Below are 16,207 nucleotides of genomic sequence, written 5' to 3'. Positions count from 1 at the left end.
TCACTTATCCCAGCGCAGGACGAGCGGATCGAGCCGGCGCGCGATATCGATCAGCTCGGCGCGCGTATGTGGATGCATGGCGGGCAGGGGATGACGCGGCAGCTCGCAGGCGATCACCCCGCCTTCCTTCATCAATGCCTTGCAGGTAAGCATACCGCCCTGGCGGTTTTCGTGATTGATCAGCGGCAGCCACTGCTGATAGTGCGCGAACGCTTCGTCGATGCGGCCTTGGCGGTGCGCCTCAATGATCGGGCGAATGCCGTCCGGATAGCCACCGCCTGTCATCGAGCCCGTTGCGCCGGCATTGAGGTCGGCGAACAGCGTGATGGCTTCCTCGCCATCCCACGGACCCTCCGCCTTGTCGCCAGCCAGGCGGATCAGCTCGCGCAATTTGTTGGCGGCGCCCGGTGTCTCGATCTTGAAGTAGGCAACCTGTTCGATCTCGCGAGCCATACGCGCCAGAAATGCCGCCGAGAGCACGGTACCGCTCGCGGGCGCGTCCTGGATCATGATCGGAATATCGATGGCGTCCGATATGCGCGCATAGAATTCGTAGATCTGCTGCTCCGGCACGCGAAAGGTGGCGCCGTGATAGGGCGGCATCAGCATCACCATCGACGCGCCCTGGTCCTGTGCGCGGCGGCTACGCGCAGCGCTGACGCTGGTGCCGTAGTGGGTGGTGGTGACGATCACCGGTACCCTGCCTGCCACATGGTCGAGCACGGTGCGGGTGATGGTTTCGCGCTCGTCGTCCGAGAGGGCAAACTGTTCGGAGAAGTTGGCCAGGATGCACAGGCCGTCGGAACCGGCATCGATCATGAAATCGACGGCGCGCTTCTGGCTGGCCAGGTCCAGTTCGCCGGTTTCGGTGAAGGTGGTTGGAACGACCGGGAAGATGCCGCGGTAGCGAGGCTTGTTAGTCGTTTCGATCATCCCGTTTCCTTGGTTTCCGGTCTTCCCGCGAAGCGGCGCCGGAGGTTCAGGGGATTGCCATCGCGCAGCGCCTCGGGCAGCAGATCTTCGGCAAAGTTCTGGTAGCAGACCGGACGCAGGAAGCGTTCGATAGCAGCCGTACCTACCGACGTGCTGCGGCTGTCCGAGGTCGCGGGGAACGGACCACCATGCACCATCGCATCGCACACTTCGACGCCGGTCGGAAAACCGTTCACCAGCAAGCGGCCTGCCTTGCGCTCGATCAGCGGCAGCAGTGAGTGCGCCAGTTCCGCGTCGGCAGGGTCCATGTGCAGCGTGACGGTGAGCTGGCCTTCGAGTTTGCGCAGCACTACACGTAGTTCCGCTTCGTCGGCGCATTCGACCAGCATGCTGCTCGGACCAAACACTTCCTCGCCGAGCGAAGGATCTGTAAGGAAGCTGTTCGCACGCACCCGCCATAGCGCCGCCTGCGCGCGCCCTGATACAGCTGCGCCGCGTGCAAGCGTCGTCACTTGCGGATGCTGCGAGAGACGTTCGACGCCGCGTTCGTATGCATGCAGGATGCCGGCTGTGAGCATAACGCCAGCCGGTACGGCGCTGAATTCACGCGCGGCATAGGCGGCGAAGGCATCGAACGTGGCGCCGGTCAGGCCGAGCATCAGGCCCGGATTGGTACAGAATTGGCCGCAGCCGAGCGTGGCCGATGCGGTGAATTCGCGTGCCAGTGTTTCGCCTCGCGCAGCCAGTGCGCCTGGCAGCAGCAGGTTGGGGTTCACGCTGCTCATTTCCGCGTAGACCGGAATCGGCTCGGGCCGTGCCGCTGCGAGTTTGAGCAGCGCCAATCCACCCGTACGCGAACCGGTGAAACCCACCGCGCGTATGGCTGGATGCTGGACCAGCGCACAGCCTGCGTCATAACCAGCGTCGAACAACAATGCGAACACACCCGCAGGTAGGCTCGCTGCGGCAACGGCTTGCTGGACGGCGCGGCCCACCAGTTCTGAGGTGCCCGGATGTGCCGGATGTGCCTTCACCACGACAGGACAGCCGGCAGCAAGAGCCGATGCCGTATCGCCACCGCCGACGGAAAACGCCAGCGGAAAATTGCTCGCGCCGAATACGGCGACCGGTCCGACGCCGATGCGCCAGAAACGCAAGTCGGTACGCGGTGGCTGGCGGTGGGGCAGCGCTGGCTCGACGCGAGCATCGAGCGCGTCGCCGCTTCGAACCAGCGCCGCGAACATGCGCCATTGATTGACGGTGCGCGCGCGTTCACCTTCCAGGCGTGCACGCGGCAGGCCGGTCTCGGTCATGGCCCGTTCAATCAGCGGGTCACCCAGTGCTTCAATGCGCGCCGCGCAGTCATCAAGAAAGCGCGCGCGTTGTTCTGCGGGCAGAGCGCGATACGCGTCGAAGGCTTCATCCGCAAGTTCACAGGCGCGATCGACATCGGCGACCGATGCGGCATGAAAGACCGGCGGTGCTATGGGTTCGCCGCTTGTCGCGTCGAAAGCATGGAACGCCGCGCCTTCGCCGCGTTGTGCGCGGCCTGCGATCAGCAATTCGCCGGTAAGCGGCATCGTCATGCTTCAGGCCTCAATGCGAATGACGTGGCACGGCCGCACCACGGTTCCCCACCAGGAAATCGAGATCACAGCCTTGGTCGGCCTGCAGCACGTGATCCACATAAAGGCGGGCGTAGCCCCCTTTACTCTGTTGTTCTGCCACGCCCGGTGCGGTGGCCGGGTTGAGCTCCTGCAAACGACGCGCGAGTTCTTCGTCGCTGACGTCCAGGTGCAGGCGGCCCGCTTCGCAATCGAGTTCGATCCAGTCACCGCTGCGCACCGCGGCGAGCGGTCCGCCCGCCGCGGCCTCCGGCGCAACGTGCAGCACCACCGTGCCGTACGCGGTGCCGCTCATGCGCGCATCGGAAATGCGCACCATGTCCTTCACGCCCTGGCGCAGCAGTTTGGGCGGCAGCCCCATGTTGCCGACCTCGGCCATGCCGGGGTAGCCGCGCGGACCGCAGTTTTTCATGACCAGGATCGAATCTTTGTCGACTTCGAGCGCCTCGTCGTTAATGGCTGTCTTGTAGTGCTCGAAGTTCTCGAACACCACGGCACGCCCGCGATGGCGGAGCAACTCGGGCGTTGCCGCGGACGGTTTGAGCACCGCGCCATTGGGCGCAAGATTGCCGCGCAGGATGCGGATGCCGCCATCGGCTAGCAACGGCTGGTCGAGGGGCCGGATCACTTCGTCGTCGTAGATCGGCGCTTCGCGCACGTTGTCGCCGATCGACTTGCCGTTGACCGTCAACGCATCCGGGTGCGGCAGACGGTTGGCTTCGAGCAGCCGGCGCAGGACCGCCGGCAGGCCGCCGGCGTAATAGAACTCCTCCATCAGGAAGCGGCCGGAGGGCTGCAGGTCGACGAGGGTAGGGGTGTTGCGGCCGATGCGCGTCCAGTCCTCCAGTTCGAGCGGTACGCCGACGCGTCCGGCAATCGCCTTGAGATGAATCACCGCATTGGTCGAACCGCCGATCGCCGCATTGGTGCAGATGGCATTCTCGAAAGCCTCGCGAGTGAGGATTTTCGACAGCTTCAAGTCTTCCAGCGCCATCTGCACGATACGGATCCCCGACATGTGCGCAAGCACATAGCGACGCGCATCCACCGCGGGAATCGCGGCGTTGTGCGGCAAGGAGACGCCGAGCGATTCGGCCATGCACGCCATGGTGGAGGCGGTGCCCATGGTGTTGCAGGTGCCGGCCGAGCGGGACATGCCCGCTTCGGCGGAGAGGAAATGATGCAGGTCGATCTCGCCCGCCTTGAGCGCCTCGTGCAGACGCCAGACGGCTGTGCCCGAACCGATGTTCCTGCCTTCGAGCTTGCCGTTGAGCATGGGGCCGCCGGTTACGACGAGGGTCGGCACGTCGACGCTCGCCGCGCCCATCAACAGCGCCGGCGTGGTCTTGTCGCAGCCGCACAGCAATACGACAGCGTCGATGGGATTGCCACGAATCGCCTCTTCGACGTCCATCGAGGCGAGGTTGCGCGTGAGCATGGCGGTAGGCCGCAGGTTCGATTCGCCGTTGGAGAACACCGGGAACTCGACCGGAAAGCCGCCTGCTTCATAGATGCCGCGCTTGACGTGTTCGGCCAGCTTGCGGAAATGCGCGTTGCAGGGCGTAAGTTCCGACCAGGTGTTGCAGATGCCGATGATCGGCCGGCCGTCGAATTCGTGATCGGGGATGCCCTGGTTCTTCATCCAGCTTCGATACATGAAGCCGTTCTTGTCCATGCTGCCGAACCATTGCTGGGACCGCAATCTGGGTTTGCTTGCCGACATGGACTGGTCTTCAGGTGGACAGGGCCAGTCCAGTCTAGAAACAAGGTTGATAACCTACCAATGAGAAATTAGACTGATTTGATATCCATATCGATATCAGTGTCCGGCCTGGCCCATGATCGACACCAACCCCTGGTACGTCCGCACGCGCCTGAAAACACGGCAATTGTTGCTGGTGGTGGCGCTGGCGGAGGAGGGCAATATCCACCGCGCGGCGGCGGCACTCAGCATCACGCAGCCGGCAGCATCGAAGCTGTTGCGCGAGCTGGAAGACATGCTGGCCACGCCTTTGTTCGAACGCATGCCACGCGGCATGCGGCCGACCATCTATGGCGAGGCATTGATCCGCTATGCGCGCATGGTGCTCGGCAGCCTTGACCAGGCTCAGGAAGAACTCATCGCGCTAAAGGCGGGGCGCCTGGGCCAGGTGGCGGTGGGTGCCATTACGTCGCCGGGTGTGCGCCTGCTGCCGGCCGCTGTCGCCGCGGTCAAGAGCATGCACCCGAGCATCCGCATCAGGGTCGAAATCGACACCAGCAATGTCCTGCTTGAGCGGCTGGCCCAGGACAAGCTCGACGTGGTAATCGGCCGCTTGTTTCCCGAGCACGACAAGCTGCAACTGCACTACGAGTCCCTGGCTGGCGAGCCCGTGCATGCGGTGGTCCGGCGTGAGCATCCGCTGCTGAAGAGCAGGGCGCTTGGCTTGTCCGATGTACAAGGCAGTGCGTGGATCGTTCCGCCTGCCGGCAGCGTGTTGCGGCATCGCTTCGAGCTGATGTTCCAGCGCGCGAGCCTGGCGCCGCCATCGAACGTTGTCGAAACGTCGGCACTTCTTTTCATCACGCGCGTGCTTGAACAAAGCGACATGATTGCCGTGCTTGCCCAGGACGTGGCGCAGTATTACGCGGCGCACGGCATGGTGGAAATCCTGCCGCTGCCGATGGACTGCAAGATGGACGATTTCGGACTGATTAGCTCCAAGGAAAAGGCGCTTTCGCCGGCGGTGGGTTTGATGGTCCAAGCGCTACGCCACATGGCGCGGGAGGTGTACTGAAACTCCACAGGCCGAGGATGCTGCCGGGCGGGCGACGTCGGGACGCATTCACGTGCTAGCGAAAAATGGGGCATATCGGGTTAAAAAGCCGAGTTTTGAAACATCACTTGCATCGTGATGCTCATCGTTTTAGCCGAACCGGCCGGCTTCATCAGTCGACTTGCATCCGGTTTTGGATCGATCTATTACCGCGACCGCAAATGAAGAAACATTAATCCGCGCCGTCAATTTCGTAATTGCCCGACATAAGGCTTAAGCCCCAGCATCGACATTGCCAAGCATCCATGACGGACAGATAACACTCAGGGGAGTTTGCCGTCGGATGCATCCGCCGGGCCGCTGGCCCGAAATGACAACAACAGTTGGCTGACTACGGTCCGCCGGCGCGGGTAACTGCGGGGAGAGAAGAAAGCTCATGATCGGGAAAGTGCAAGCTTCGGGTAAGCATGGCGTCGGACAACGTCCTGTGGGGGTCAAGCCGGTGTCCGGCGGTCGACTGGCTGTGGCAGTGGCAATGGGACTTGCGTTCACGTATGGCTCAGCCGCCGTACATGCCCAGGATGCGGCGCTGGCTTCCGGTACGGGCAGTACATCCGCGCAGACAGGGGCGGTGGACACCTCAAACGCGGCCAAAAAGAAGACGCAGGAACAAGCCAAGCAGCTGGTCACGGTCACCGTCACGGGCATCCGCGCGTCGGTCGAAATGGCGCAGGACACCAAGCGCTACGCCGACACCTTCGTCGATTCGTTATCCGCAACGGACATCGGTGCGCTGCCGGATCGCAGCGTCACGGAAAGCCTGTCGCGCATTCCCGGCGTCACCATCGACCATTTTCTCTCCCAGGGCGACCCGGAACACTTCTCCGCCGAAGGCAATGGCGTGCAGGTGCGTGGTCTTACGCAGGTGCGTTCGGAATTGAATGGCCGCGACAGTTTTTCCGCCAACGGTGGACGTGCTCTCAGCTTCCAGGACGTGCCGTCGGAATTGATGTCCGGCGTCGACGTCTTCAAGAACCAGAAGGCCGACATGATCGAAGGCGGCCTGGGCGGCACCGTGAACCTGCGCACCTTCATGCCTTTCGACTTCCAGGGCCAGAAGATCGCTGCTTCCGCGAGCGAGAACTATGGCGACTTCGACAAGAAGTACAAGCCGTCCGCCTCCGTGCTCTACAGCAATCGCTGGCACACCAGCATCGGCGATATGGGTTTCCTCGTCGATGTCGCCGATTCCCGCCTGGCCACGCGTACCGATGGCCTGTTCGTGCGTCCGTTCTTCAAGGACTCGGCCGGCGTTTGGGTACCGCGCGGCGCCGACTGGCGCACGTTGCTCTATGACCGCAAGCGCGATGGCTATTACCTGGCCTTCCAGTGGCGCCCCAGCAACGATCTTGAGCTTTACGCCACCGCGTTCCAGAGCAAGTACCACGAGGTCTGGGACGAGGATGCGATCTTCGTGAGCAACGACCCGACGCAGGTGGTGGTGGATGCCAGCCAGCCGAGCCAGATCAACGGCGGCGTGTTCCAGTCCGGTCGCCTAACGCAGCCCGGCGGCGTGCCGATGGGCACCGACATCCGCGCATCGAACAGCCATTCCAAGACCACGGATTTCTCCACCGGCCTGAAGTGGCAGCTGGGCACGAGCACCGATGTCACGAGCGAGTTGCAGTTCGTCAAGGCTACGACCAATAGTCTGGATTCCACGGTGGCCCTGGGCACCAACGTGCCCTATATCGACGTCGCCCTGAACGGTAGCAACCCGCCGCGCATTGGCGTCGATACCAGCTTCACCACGAACCCCGCCAATTACTATTGGGGGTTCACCATGGATCACCAGGACCAGAACTACGCCAAAGAGCTGGCTTGGCGCGGCGACATCGAGCACAGCTTCGCCAGCGGGTTCGTGCATGCGGTGAAGGCGGGTGTGCGCATAACCGACCGCTATGCCAATAACATCGATACCGGTTACAACTGGAATCCCGTGTTCCAGACCTGGATGCAAGGATGGGCAATACCAAGCGGCGCGATGCCTGGCCTGAACTTGAACGGTACGGTGAATTCCAGCCTGGTGCACCTGGATACGTTCAACAACTTCTACAAGGGCTCCGCCAGCATACCGGGCGCGTTCTACGCACCGGTGCTGTCGACCGCGCTGGGCTACCCGGCCAGCTATGCGGACATCCACGACGCCGCCAATCCGTATTACATCGGCGGCGGCTATGACAAGCCATACGAGCCCACGTTGCTCGATGCTGCCCACACCAATGTTCAGCACGAGAAAACCTACGCAGCGTACGGCATGCTCGAATTCGGGGTGGACGATGCCAATCTGAGCGGCAACGTCGGCGTGCGTGCGGTGAGGACCAGCAACGCCGCCCAGGGCTTTCTGGTGTATCCCAATCAGGCGTTGGCGCCCTTTCTGGGCACGGGCCAGAGTTCGCCCATCACGGCGCGGAACGAGTACACCGACGTCCTGCCCAGCTTGAACCTGAAGTGGGAGTTTGCTCCGAACGTGATCACGCGTTTCGCCTTTTCCAAGGCGGTTGCGCGGCCGGATTTCAGCCAGATGCAAGCCTATCAGGTGCTCAATGCCGCAGTGAACGCCGGCTATACACCGCCCAAAGGCGCCACCTCGCTGCCGCTCAACGAGTTGGTTTTGACCGGCACTTCCACCAGCAACCCGTACCTGACGCCGATGAAGGCCAATCAGTTCGATCTGTCGCTGGAGTGGTACTTCGATCAGGATCATGGCGGCATGACCTGGATCAACTTCTTCCACAAGGGAATAAGCGACTACTTCCGCAACGAGTCGCAGTTCGTGACGTATCCGGGCGTTGACGGCAACAACTATCAGTACCTGATCACCCGTCCGGTGAACATCGGCAAGGCCACGATCGATGGCGCGGAAGTCGGCTGGAACCAGTTCTTCGATTTCCTGCCGGTCAAGGGCTTCGGCATGTCGGCGAACTACACCTACATCCGCAGCAGGACTCATGTGCCGAACGACTCCACGGCGGTGCCGCTGGATACCGATGGGTCCAAATACGGCAACCTGCCGGCGGACGGCCTGTCAAGGGATTCGCTCAATGTCGCCGGTTTCTATGAGCACGGTCCGTGGCAGATCCGATTGGCCTACAACTGGCGCAGCCAGTATCTGCTGTCGATCGGTCCGAATGGCTACAACGGTACCGATAACAACATTCCGTGGAAACTGCCGGTGTTCGCCGATGCCTACGGACAGCTGGATGGTTCGATCTTCTACGCGTTCAACCAGCACGTGAAGCTCGGCCTGGAGATGAACAATCTCAACAACGCCGAACAGCGCACGATCATGTACCAGAATGCCGCCGGCAAGCACATCACCTCATGGTACGTGAACGACACCCGTTATGCGCTGACTGTGCGTGTGTCGTTCTGATTGTGCAGGGTTTGAGCGGGCGATGAGGGCTCCGGCATGGCAAGGCATCCAGCATTGGGTGCCTTGCTCGGCACCTCGAAAATCTCTCTGTGTTCCGGCTCATCCATCCTGCTCACCCGCAGCCGGTCATTTGGGCTCCCGCCGGAATGACGGCAAGGCGAGCAGGAATTTCTTAGGCATGTTCAGAAACATCAGTGTTATTGCCTGCTCTTTGTTCCTCACGCTGAGTGTTCACGCCAGTCAACCGGCCACGGTTCCTTACCACTTCACCAGCGTCGACATCGGCGGCGGCGGTTTCGTCAGCGGGCTGATCTACCATCCCACGGCACAAGGTCTGCTCTATGCACGCACTGACGTCGGTGGCGCCTATCGCTGGGATCAGTCCACCATGCACTGGACGGCGATCACCGACTGGGTGAGTGCGGCGGACAACAATCTGCTCGGCATCGACAGCATTGCCATAGATCCGAGTGACGCCAATCGTGTCTATCTGCTCTCGGGCACTTACAACGAGCCTCGTTCCGGCTATGCAGCCGTGATGCGCTCAACCGATCGCGGCACGCGCTTCCAGCGCGCCGACCTGCCGTTCAAGGCGGGTGGCAATGAACTGGGGCGGGGCGACGGTGAGCGGTTGGCGGTGGATCCCCATGACGGGCGCATCCTCTTCCTCGGCTCGCGCGATGCGGGCTTGTGGCGCAGTGACGATTACGGTTCGCATTGGAACAAGGTGGCTAGCTTTCCTGCCGTCGCCACCTCCTCTTCGGCCAGTGCAAAGACGCATACGCGCTCGCAAGCGGTCGGCATCGTGTTCGTGGTGTTCGATCCGGCCGGCAGTGCGGCAGGCAAACCGTCCAACGTGCTTTACGCCGGTGTTTCCACTCGGGAAACCAGTCTGTTTCGGTCGACTGACGGTGGACGTACTTGGAATGCCGTATCCGGACAGCCCGTTGGCCTGCGGCCCAATCACATGGTGCGCGCGGGCGATGGTTCCTATTACCTGAGCTATGGCGATGAGCCTGGTCCGGACACCATGCACGACGGAGCGGTGTGGAAATATGAACCCGCTGTGCAGCGCTGGACGGACGTTACGCCACTGCCGCACGTCGTAGGCACACCGAGCGGTTATGGTTGGGGGGCGATTGCGGTGGATCCGCGCGACCCGAACGTGGTGATGACTGCCACGTTCGCGCATTACAACCCGAAAGACGAATTGTTTCGCAGCACCGACGGCGGTCATCACTGGCAGGAAATTTTCGCGCGCTCGCAGTTCGACTACAGCGATCCGGTATGGACGCGCGAGCATACGCCGCACTGGCTTGCTTCGATCGCCATCGATCCGCACGATGCGGATCGCGTATGGTTCGTCACTGGCTACGGCGTGTGGATGTCCACGGATATGCGCCAGGCCGATCACGGTGGCAGCGTGCACTGGCAATTCCAGGATCACGGCCTGGAGGAAACCGTGGCGCTGGATCTGGTCAGCCCCCCGCAAGGTGCGCATCTGTTGAGTGCGCTCGGCGATCTCGACGGTTACAAGCATGACCATTTGGCCGTGGCGCAATTGCAATTCACCGCGCCGCCGCGTTACGCCAACACGGAAAGCATCGATTTTGCTGCCGCCAAACCCGCCTTGATCGTGCGTAGCGGCCGCTTGCGAAAGCCGTTCGACCCGGCGATCCGCGTCGCGTATTCGCGCGATGGTGGCGAGCACTGGCAAGCCTTTGCCAGCGAACCCGCACAGGTAGGGCAGGCGGCGGGCACTATCGCCGTTGCCGCCGACGGTTCGGCGGTACTGTGGTTTCCGGAAGAGGCGCCCAACGCTTATGTCACGCATGACTTCGGCAAACGATGGATTCCCGTCCAGGGTCTATCGTCGCGCGCGCGCGTATTGAGCGATCGTGTCGACCCGAGGCGCTTTTACGCTTATGACGGCAAGGCACGGCAGGTTTTCGTCAGCCGCGATGGTGGTGAGCACTTTAAGCCAATGGCAGGTGCCTTGGGTGAGCGGGTGAAGCAAGCCTACGTGGTTGAGATGCGCGCGGCGCCTGATGCGGCCGGCGTGGTGTACGTCAGCGGCCTTGGCCTTGGTTTGTTGCGTGCGAAGGACGATGGCAGCGCTTTGACGCAACTGGGTGGATTGGCCGACGCGCGCGATTTTGGTTTCGGCAAGCCGGCGCCGGGCAGTTCCTTGCCCACGGTGTTCGCGGCTGGTGAATATGCCGGGATTTATGGGCTTTATCGCTCGACCGATGCGGGTGCTCATTGGCTGCGTATCGATGACGATGCGCATCGCTATGGTGGCGAGCGGCTGGTTACGGGTGATCCGCGCGTGTTCGGGCGTGTGTATTTTGCGACCAGCGGACGAGGGCTGTTTTATGGCGATCCGGCCGATGCGGCGCAGCCATGAGCATGCGATATCCGTCCCCTCTCTGCGAAAGGGAGAGGGGGCTTGGTTTGGCGCCACTATGGTGATTTCTATGCAAGCTACATTGCGCCGTCGGGTCATGTCCCTCTGGCTGATTCTCGCCGCCCTGTTCAGTATCGGCCTGGCCATGCCTTCATCGGGAGCCGAAACCCCCGAGGATATGCCGCACATCCTCACCAAAGACGGGCGCCATGTCTTATTGGTCGACGGTAAGCCGTTCCTGCTGCTGGGTGCCCAGGTCAACAACTCCAGCAACTGGCCGGGCGTGCTGGATCAAGTTTGGCCCGCTATCGATCACGTTGATGCCAACACGGTGATGGTGCCGATCGCCTGGGAGCAGATCGAGCCCACCGAAGGCCATTTCGATTTCAGCTTTCTCGACACATTGCTCACTCAGGCGCGCGAGCACAAGGTTCGCCTGGTGCTGCTGTGGTTCGGTACCTGGAAGAACAATGGGCCCAACTACACACCTTCCTGGGTGAAGCTGGGCAACCGGCGTTTTCCCCGTGTGATAGGGCGTGACGGCAAGCAAGTGGATCATTCGCTGTCGCCGCTCAACGCGGCCACGCTGGAGGCGGACCGCAAGGCCTTCGTGCAATTCATGACGCATCTGCGCCAGGTCGATGGTACGCAACACACCACCATCATGGTGCAAGTGGAAAATGAATCGGGTACTTACGGTACGGATCGCGACTATTCGCCGGCCGCCAATCAGGCGTTCGCCGGGCAGGTGCCTACCGCGCTGCTGAAGGCGGCGAACAAGCAAGCGGGTACGTGGAGCCAGGTATTTGGCCATGATGCAGCCGAATATTTCCAGGCGTGGCAGGTTGCTCATTTCATCGGCCAAGTGGCCGCTGCGGGCAAAGCGGTGTATCCGCTGCCGATGTACGCAAACGCGTCATTGCGAGATCCGTTCCATCCCGGTCCCCCGGGCGCCTACGCGAGCGGTGGCCCCACCGACAACGTGATGTTCATCTGGAAAGCCGCAGCGCCTGCCTTGGATTTGCTGGGGCCGGACATCTACCACCGCGAGTACGACTACTACACCACCGTGCTCGATCGCTATGCACGGCCTGACAACCCGTTGATCGTCACCGAAACCGGCAACGATCAGCCCTACGCGCGCTACATCTTCGCCACACTGGGCAAGCAGGGCCTGGGCTTTGCGCCGTTCGGCATCGACTACACAGGCTATTCCAACTGGCCGCTCGGTTCGAAGACCACGGATGCGGAAGCTTTCGAGCCGTTCGCGATGACCAACCGCTTGTTGCGGCCGATGGGCGAATTGATCGCGAAGCTGAGTTTTGCCGGCAAGGTGTGGGGCGTTGCCGAGCCGGAGCATGAGCACGCCCAAGTGCTGGATATGGGTGACTGGCGCGCCACGGTTTCCTATGGTCTACCATCGTTCGGAAGCAGCACCTCTGCGCCCGGCAACACACCGCCGAAGGGCGGGGTGGTGATCGCCGAGCTGGGCAAGAACGAATACCTGGTCACCGGCTATTTCGCTCGCGTTGATTTCATGCGCGGCAAAGCCAAGGAGCATGAGCACTTCATGCTGGAGCGCGTGGAAGAGGGTCGCTATGACGAACAGGGCCACTGGCATTTCATGCGGCTGTGGAATGGCGACCAGACCGATTGGGGGCTAAATTTCACCGAGCGGCCGCAGGTGCTGCATGTGAAGTTAGCGACGTATTGACAAGAACACTCGCGACTCAAGCTTCAGTACAAGGAAAAATCTGCGTCATGCACAACCGGTTTTTGAAACACCTGACGCTTTCGCTGTGGGTTGCGCTTGGCGTATGCGGCGCTGCGTATGCCGACACCATCGCGACCCCCGCCGCCGACACTCCGGCCGTCGAGCAACGCGTCGACGCCATGCTCGCCAAGCTCAGCCTGGAGCAAAAAGTGGAACTGCTCGGCGGGGTGGACAACTTCTTCACCCATGCCGAGCCGAACATCGGCCTGCCGGCGCTCAGCATGTCCGATGGTCCTTATGGTGTGCGTGCCGTCGGCCCTTCGACCGCTTATGCGGCCGGCATCGGCCTGGCCGCATCGTGGGACCCGGCCTTGGCCAAGGACGTTGGCGCGGCGATGGGACGGGACGCACGTGCGCGCGGTGTCAGCTTTCTGCTGGGCCCGGGCGTGAACATGTACCGCGCGCCGCAAAACGGCCGCAACATGGAATATTTTGGTGAAGACCCGCTGCTGGCGGGCAGCATGGCGGTGGGCTTGATCGAAGGTGTGCAAAGCCAGGGGGTAGTGGCGACCGTGAAGCACTTTGTCGCCAACAATTCCGAATACGACCGTCGGCACCTGGATACGCACATCGACGAACGCACGCTGCGCGAGATCTACCTGCCGGCCTTCGAGATGGCGGTCAAGCAAGGCCACGTCGGCGCGGTGATGAGCAGCTACAACCTGGTCAATGGCGATTACCTGGCGGAAAACCGCACGATCAGCTACGACATCCTGAAGAAGGATTGGGGTTTCGACGGCATCTTCATGTCCGACTGGGGCGCCACGCACGATGGCCTGAAAGCCTTCCGGGCCGGGCTCGACCTGGAAATGCCGGCGGCGGAGGCAATGACGCCGGAGCTGATCGTGAGCCACCTGCGCAGCGGCCAGCTCTCGTCGGCGATGCTGGACGACAAGGTACGTCGCATCCTGCGCACGGCCGTACGCTTTGGCTTTCTTGACCGGCCGCAGAAAGATGTGAACTTGCCGCTATACAGCCTGCAGAACGACCAGGTGGCGTTGAACGATGCTCTTGAAAGCCTGGTGCTGCTGAAGAACGACCACCATGTGCTGCCCTTTGACGCGAGCATAAAGACCATCGCTGTAATCGGTCCGGATGCCGATCCAGCCATCAGCAGCGCAGGCGGCAGTTCGCACGTCGACACTTTTCAGGCGCAAAGCGTATTGACCGGCATCACCCATCTGGGCGCCGGCAAGGTGAAGGTGCTGTACAGCCGCGGCCTGCCGTCGGCGATGGAAATATTCAAGAAATCGACCTTCAGTACGCCGGATGGCAAACCGGGTCTGCTCAAAGAGACTTTCGCCAACGATGCGTTCCAGGGCAAGCCCGCCACCAGCACGGTGGATGCACAGGTCGACTTGTGGAAGCCGGAGCTTTGGACCGAGCACGCCACTCAGCGGCAGAGCATACGCTGGAGCGGAAACTTTGTACCCAAGCACGACGGCAAATACTTGTTCCTCACGGCGGCGGCGAGCGAAGACACGTACACGCTGTACGTTGACGGTAAACCCGTCATCACGCAGCCGCATCGCGAAGGGCAGGCACCGTTGTACGCCACGCTGGCGTTGCACGCGAACCAGCCAGTATCGATTCGGCTCGATTACCGGCCCGATGTCGATTACAGCCGCATGGGCTTGGGTGTGGTCGCCATCGACGAGCTGATTTCCGCCGACGCGAAGAAGATGGCCGCGCTGGCCGACGCAGCGGTGGTAGCGGTGGGATTCGATCCCAGCTCCGAAAGCGAAGCCTACGATCGCACCTTCCAACTGCCTTGGGGCCAGGAAGCCTTGATCGAGGCGATGGCCGCGATCAACCCCAAGACTGTGGTCAGCGTTACCTCGGGCGGCGCTTACGCCACCGACGGCTGGCTCGATAAGGTGCCGGCACTGCTGCAGAACTGGTACCCGGGGCAGGAGGGCGGTACGGCGATCGCGCAAGTGTTGTTCGGCGAACATTCGCCCGAAGGCAAGCTGCCGATCAGTTTCGAACGGCAGTGGGCCGACAATCCGACGCACGACTGGTACGACGCGCCAGCGCATCCGGCGGGCACGAATCCTACTGTCACCTATGGCGAAGGGGTGTTCCTGGGCTATCGCGGGTTTACCAGTCACCTGGACAAGGCGCAACCCTTGTTCTCGTTTGGCTATGGCCTGTCGTACACCAGCTTCCGCTTTGCGAATCTCAAGACGAGCACCGTCGCGCCGGATCAGGTACAGGTGTCGTTCGACGTGCGCAACACCGGCAAACGCGAAGGCGCCGAGGTGGCGCAAGTCTATGTGGGCGATCCATCCGCCAAGGTGGCGCGGCCGGCGCGCGAGTTGAAGGCCTTTCGCAAACTGCGCCTGAAGCCCGGCCAGACGCAGCACGTCAGCTTGCTGCTGGATCGCCGGGCGTTCGCCTATTACGACGTTGGCCATCACGATTGGCAGGTCGATCCCGGCTTGTTCAAGGTCTACGTAGGCGATGCTTCCAATGACACGCCGCTGGAAGCGTCGCTGACGTTGCAGCACTAGAACGCGCGAACCGTAGGCTGGGATGGCCATCCCGGCTTCGCGGTATCGTAGGCTGGGTCTATCATCCCAGCCTACAATACCGTGGCCGCACATCCATGAGCGAAACTCCCGTCTCCATCCTGGTTGCCGACGACCACCCGATGTTGCGCGCGGCGATCGTGCACGCTTTGCAAACGGCGATGAACGAATGCCGGGTGCGGGAGGCCTCCAGCCAGAGCACGCTCGAAGCCTGCCTCGCCGCCGCGCACGATATCGACCTGGTCTTGCTGGACCTGATGATGCCGGGGGCCATCGGCTTCTCCTCCCTGCTATGGCTGCGTGCCGAGCGGCCCGATGTGCCGGTGATTGTCATTTCTTCCGACGATCGCCCCCGCACCGTGCGCCGCGCTCAGCAGTTCGGCGCAGCAGGTTTCGTGCCCAAGGCGGCACCCGTTGAAGACTTGAACAAGGCCGTGCAGCGAGTGCTGGACGGTGGGCTATGGTTCGAATCCACGCGAGCGGAACGTAGCGAGCAGGATGCGGCGCTTGCCGCACGCTTCGCACAGCTGACGCCGCAGCAGTTCCGGGTCCTGATGCTGATGGCGGAAGGCTTGCTCAACAAGCAAATTGCCGATCGCCTTGGACTGGCCGAGAACACCGTGAAAATCCACGTAACGGCGGTGCTGTCCAAGCTCGACTGCCGCTCGCGTACGCAGGCGGCCGTGCTGGCGAAATCGTTGGACCTGGATGAGGGCGGCAGCGAGGACACCTAGTAGGCTGGGAT

At 62.0% G+C, this 16,207-nt stretch carries 9 protein-coding genes; 6 read left to right on the top strand and 3 right to left on the bottom strand.

Annotated elements, in window-relative coordinates; all coding sequences use genetic code 11:
• From QQJ96_RS05190 to QQJ96_RS05180, 3 genes are read right to left on the bottom strand one after another with little or no spacing between them, the layout of a single operon-like run.
• Positions 1 to 933, bottom strand: a complete 933-nt coding sequence (locus QQJ96_RS05190; RefSeq protein ID WP_284330900.1) for a dihydrodipicolinate synthase family protein — start codon at positions 931 to 933, stop codon at positions 1 to 3.
• Positions 930 to 2,519 carry an aldehyde dehydrogenase (NADP(+)) gene (locus tag QQJ96_RS05185; RefSeq protein WP_284330899.1) on the bottom strand — a complete coding sequence of 530 codons (1,590 nt, stop codon included), beginning with the start codon at positions 2,517 to 2,519 and terminating at the stop codon, positions 930 to 932. Before QQJ96_RS05185 ends, QQJ96_RS05190 begins: the two co-directional genes overlap by 4 nt.
• 10 nt (positions 2,520 to 2,529) lie before the next feature.
• The gene (locus QQJ96_RS05180) at positions 2,530 to 4,281 is read right to left on the bottom strand and encodes an IlvD/Edd family dehydratase (protein ID WP_284330898.1); all 1,752 of its coding nucleotides are present in this window, start codon (positions 4,279 to 4,281) and stop codon (positions 2,530 to 2,532) included.
• Positions 4,282 to 4,396: 115 nt separating this feature from the next.
• On the opposite strand from QQJ96_RS05180, the gene QQJ96_RS05175 reads away from it, so the two are divergent.
• From QQJ96_RS05175 to QQJ96_RS05150, 6 genes are all read left to right on the top strand, one after another.
• Positions 4,397 to 5,335 (top strand): LysR substrate-binding domain-containing protein, encoded by a 939-nt coding sequence (locus tag QQJ96_RS05175; protein WP_284330897.1) that lies wholly within the window; start codon positions 4,397 to 4,399, stop codon positions 5,333 to 5,335.
• Positions 5,336 to 5,750: 415 nt separating this feature from the next.
• The gene (locus QQJ96_RS05170; protein ID WP_284330896.1) at positions 5,751 to 8,750 is read left to right on the top strand and encodes a TonB-dependent receptor; all 3,000 of its coding nucleotides are present in this window, start codon (positions 5,751 to 5,753) and stop codon (positions 8,748 to 8,750) included.
• Positions 8,751 to 8,928: 178 nt separating this feature from the next.
• The gene (locus tag QQJ96_RS05165) at positions 8,929 to 11,157 is read left to right on the top strand and encodes a WD40/YVTN/BNR-like repeat-containing protein (RefSeq protein WP_284330895.1); all 2,229 of its coding nucleotides are present in this window, start codon (positions 8,929 to 8,931) and stop codon (positions 11,155 to 11,157) included.
• Between the two features lie 178 nt (positions 11,158 to 11,335).
• Entirely contained in the window at positions 11,336 to 12,871 is a 1,536-nt protein-coding gene (locus tag QQJ96_RS05160; RefSeq protein WP_425605330.1) for a DUF5597 domain-containing protein, read from the top strand.
• 47 nt (positions 12,872 to 12,918) lie between these two features.
• The gene (locus QQJ96_RS05155; RefSeq protein WP_284330893.1) at positions 12,919 to 15,444 is read left to right on the top strand and encodes a glycoside hydrolase family 3 C-terminal domain-containing protein; all 2,526 of its coding nucleotides are present in this window, start codon (positions 12,919 to 12,921) and stop codon (positions 15,442 to 15,444) included.
• Between the two features lie 95 nt (positions 15,445 to 15,539).
• Positions 15,540 to 16,196, top strand: a complete 657-nt coding sequence (locus QQJ96_RS05150; protein WP_284330892.1) for a response regulator — start codon at positions 15,540 to 15,542, stop codon at positions 16,194 to 16,196.
• Positions 16,197 to 16,207: the final 11 nt, after the last annotated feature.

Origin of the sequence: Dyella flagellata, assembly GCF_030160275.1 — a bacterium.
In the GTDB taxonomy this organism is placed as follows: domain Bacteria; phylum Pseudomonadota; class Gammaproteobacteria; order Xanthomonadales; family Rhodanobacteraceae; genus Dyella_B; species Dyella_B flagellata.
The sequence above is the reverse complement of the archived record's forward strand: the minus strand, read 5'-3'. Positions and strand labels throughout refer to the sequence as shown.

Coding starts and splice junctions, on each gene's coding strand:
- QQJ96_RS05155 (WP_284330893.1), top strand. CDS start 12,919: ATGCACAACCGGTTTTTGAAACACCTGACGCTTTCGCTGTGGGTTGCG.
- QQJ96_RS05175 (WP_284330897.1), top strand. CDS start 4,397: ATGATCGACACCAACCCCTGGTACGTCCGCACGCGCCTGAAAACACGG.
- QQJ96_RS05190 (WP_284330900.1), bottom strand. CDS start 933: ATGATCGAAACGACTAACAAGCCTCGCTACCGCGGCATCTTCCCGGTC.
- QQJ96_RS05150 (WP_284330892.1), top strand. CDS start 15,540: ATGAGCGAAACTCCCGTCTCCATCCTGGTTGCCGACGACCACCCGATG.
- QQJ96_RS05170 (WP_284330896.1), top strand. CDS start 5,751: ATGATCGGGAAAGTGCAAGCTTCGGGTAAGCATGGCGTCGGACAACGT.
- QQJ96_RS05180 (WP_284330898.1), bottom strand. CDS start 4,281: ATGTCGGCAAGCAAACCCAGATTGCGGTCCCAGCAATGGTTCGGCAGC.
- QQJ96_RS05165 (WP_284330895.1), top strand. CDS start 8,929: ATGTTCAGAAACATCAGTGTTATTGCCTGCTCTTTGTTCCTCACGCTG.
- QQJ96_RS05185 (WP_284330899.1), bottom strand. CDS start 2,519: ATGACGATGCCGCTTACCGGCGAATTGCTGATCGCAGGCCGCGCACAA.
- QQJ96_RS05160 (WP_425605330.1), top strand. CDS start 11,336: ATGCCGCACATCCTCACCAAAGACGGGCGCCATGTCTTATTGGTCGAC.